The sequence below is a fragment of the Desulfosporosinus metallidurans genome (assembly GCF_001936615.1).
GTDB lineage: Bacteria > Bacillota > Desulfitobacteriia > Desulfitobacteriales > Desulfitobacteriaceae > Desulfosporosinus > Desulfosporosinus metallidurans.
This window is the reverse complement of record NZ_MLBF01000124.1, coordinates 1-2,986: the sequence shown is the minus strand read 5'-3', so window position 1 is coordinate 2,986 and position 2,986 is coordinate 1. Positions and strand designations below refer to the sequence as shown.

Sequence of the window (2,986 nt, the reverse complement as noted above, 5' to 3'; positions counted from 1 at the left end):
CCTTCCAACCATTGGCACTCTTTGAAGAATTCAAAGGCTTCAGCACGGATGAGAATGTCAATCCAAACTATATCATTCCTAAGCAATTTATGTTCCGTCTACAAAAGCTCATGGATGAGTATGTTGGTGGTGCAGGCTCTAACTTTGCAACCAACGAGGCCTCGTTGACTCGTGGAGCAGAACTGTTAGGCTTCCTCAAAGAAGACTCAGAGAAACTGGCCGCTAGAGATCTGTATGAACTGTTGAGAGTTTGGGAAAACAAACACAGATTATGGCAAGCAGAAGCCCACTTGCGCGCAGTGGAGTTCCGTAAAGAAACCCGTTGGCCTGGCTATTACTTCCGCACAGACTATCCGACATTGGATGAAGAAAACTGGCTTTGCTTCGTCAATATGAAGGTTGATCCAGCGACTAATGAATGGTCAGTCTTCAAACGTCCAATTATCAATATGTTTGGCGTTGAGTAACACTTGGTTAAGGTAATAGATTAAGACAATCGGTAACTAGGCCTTAGAATAGGCTAATGCCTAATTTGCGGATTGAAAAAGGGGATGGGCGCAAATTTGTGTTTACAGATTTGTATTCATCCCCCGATTAAATGACGGTAAGCATATTAAATGTTCTTGCTTACTTGTACGCTGCAAATCTGTGGTTCTCCTTAATGATTTTTTACTAGAAAAACATACGTTGTAAATACTAATTAGGTCGGATGAATTATTTTGATAGATCAAAGGAGGAATCATGGATATGGATAAACTTGAGGAAATTATGCAAAAATGCACTGAGCTAGGTAAGTCAATCGCTCTTACTGCTATCTACCAAGAATTTAAGAAGTCTGAATATGATCTTCTACATAATCCGGAGGCTCTTAAACTAGTAGAAGACCTGCAAAAATTGAAACAGGAACACCATGGCAAGCGAATGGCTGGAATAGAATTGAGCAAAGAAGAACAGGAAAAGATCAAGGATATGGAAGTTTTATGTATTAGAAATAGTCAGGTACTATTATCTAACAACGCTAATACGAAGTTTCAGGAGTTTATGGAACAAATATCTGGGAAAATTAAAGAGGGAATTAAGAGCGTCGAAACGAAATGACTGTAAGGTTTTGATCTTTGACTAAGAGTGAATTACCTTACTAACATAGGGACGATATGGCAATGGGGATTCATGGCATGCCAAATAGCTTGCTAGGGGTTCCCGGAGACATTTGGTATCCTCGGTTCATGATTTGGGTTTTCCGTCCCCATGTGTCAACACATATGGGGTTTTTTGGTATGCGTAAAATGAAGTGATTATAGAGTATAGCGACTAAGCTTTGAAATACTATCTTGAAAAAAGAATTATACCATATAAAATTGCAATGGCAGGATTCTAGGTATATGGCTATATTGGGTGCACTTTTAGTGCTAAGAGTAATTGATTGCATAGGTAGGCTAATCTATTATGTGTTAAATTTGAGTATTTTGTCAAAGTAATCTGGGGTTATCCTCTTAAATAGTGGACAGGAATGATGTTATTTTTCCGTTCTCTATTTGAATGCCCTGCTCAAGCGGCATGAGGACGATTGTCTTTTATCGGTTCGTTCGAGATAGTTTTAGAGTCGATGAGTAACTTATATTGCTAAATTCGAATAATTGCGACATAATAACTCAACAGTAAAGCGTGTCACCATATGATAAATTGATGCTGGAATTATTGACTAAATATGGTCATGGTGGTAGTCTTTATTTGTGAGTATAGTCACATACTTAAATGAGGAGGACTAGAGCATGTCTAAACTAGTAGCGCCACATGGTGGAAAGTTAACTCCGGTATTACTCCCTGAATCACAACGAGCTGAGGCTTTGGCAAAAGCAAAAACATTACCTGTAATTCGTATGAGTTCTAGAGAAACTTCTGACCTTTTAATGATTGGTATGGGTGCATTTAGCCCATTGACAGGATTTATGGACAAAGCAAATTATGAAAGTGTTGTAGAAACAAAACACTTAACCAATGGTTTAGCATGGCCTCTTCCAATCACACTTTCCGTCAATGAAGAGCAAGCAGCCACCCTCAAAATTGGCATGGAAGTAGCCTTAGTGGATGACGAAACCGATACTTATTGCGGAATATTAACAATTAGTGATAAATATGAGTATGACAAAGTCAAGGAATGTAAGGCCGTTTTCTTTACGGATGATGCTGCACACGACGGTGTTATTAAAGTTATGAGCCAAGGGAATATCAATGTTGGTGGTTCGTTGGTAACCTTTAGCCAACTCGGATATGCTACTAAATACGGTGATTACTACGCTACCCCTGAGCAAACTAGAGCGTTGTTTGATGAGAGGGGCTGGGCTACCGTCGCTGCTTTCCAAACAAGGAATCCATTACATCGTTCCCATGAATTCTTATGCAAGATGGGTAATGAAGTATGTGATGGCCTGTTTATTCACCCAATCGTCGGAAAACTCAAAGAGGGCGATATTCCTGCTGAAACACGTCTAGAATGTTATGAAGTTTTGTTAAAGAATTATTTTAATGAGAAAAATGTTGTGATGAGAGTTTATCCGATGGAAATGCGCTATGCTGGACCTAGCGAAGCTATTCTTCACTCTATTTTCCGCCAAAACTTTGGTTGCAGCCACATTCTAGTGGGTCGTGATCATGCTGGTGTGGGCGACTATTATACAGCTTATCAAGCTCAAGAAATATTTGACCAATTCAAACCAGGCGAACTTCTCTGTCAGCCCATCAAAGTGACCGCAGCTATGTATTGTAACAAATGCGAAGGAATGACTACAGAAAAAACATGTCCGCACGGTAAAGAAGATCACTTGAAAATTAGTGGCACAAAGTTGCGAGGAATGTTAGCCAAAGGCGAGGTTCCACCAAGCAATTTCAGTCGTCCAGAAGTCTTGAAAATCCTGCTCAAGTATTACGCCTCTAAGTAAACTTTATCGTGCACAGTATCTAAGCTTCGGATTGTGAAAGAACCCAT

At 39.7% G+C, this 2,986-nt stretch carries 2 protein-coding genes and 1 pseudogene; all 3 read left to right on the top strand.

Going from position 1 to position 2,986, the window contains the following annotated elements; translation table 11 throughout:
- Positions 1 to 467: pseudogene (locus DSOL_RS25795) on the top strand (adenylyl-sulfate reductase subunit alpha); the annotation flags it as partial.
- Between the two features lie 280 nt (positions 468 to 747).
- Positions 748 to 1,098, top strand: coding sequence for a YlbF/YmcA family competence regulator (locus DSOL_RS25790; protein WP_075367556.1), 351 nt, complete (start codon positions 748 to 750; stop codon positions 1,096 to 1,098).
- Between the two features lie 674 nt (positions 1,099 to 1,772).
- The gene (gene sat, locus DSOL_RS25785) at positions 1,773 to 2,939 is read left to right on the top strand and encodes a sulfate adenylyltransferase (RefSeq protein ID WP_075367555.1); all 1,167 of its coding nucleotides are present in this window, start codon (positions 1,773 to 1,775) and stop codon (positions 2,937 to 2,939) included.
- Positions 2,940 to 2,986 lie beyond the last annotated feature (47 nt).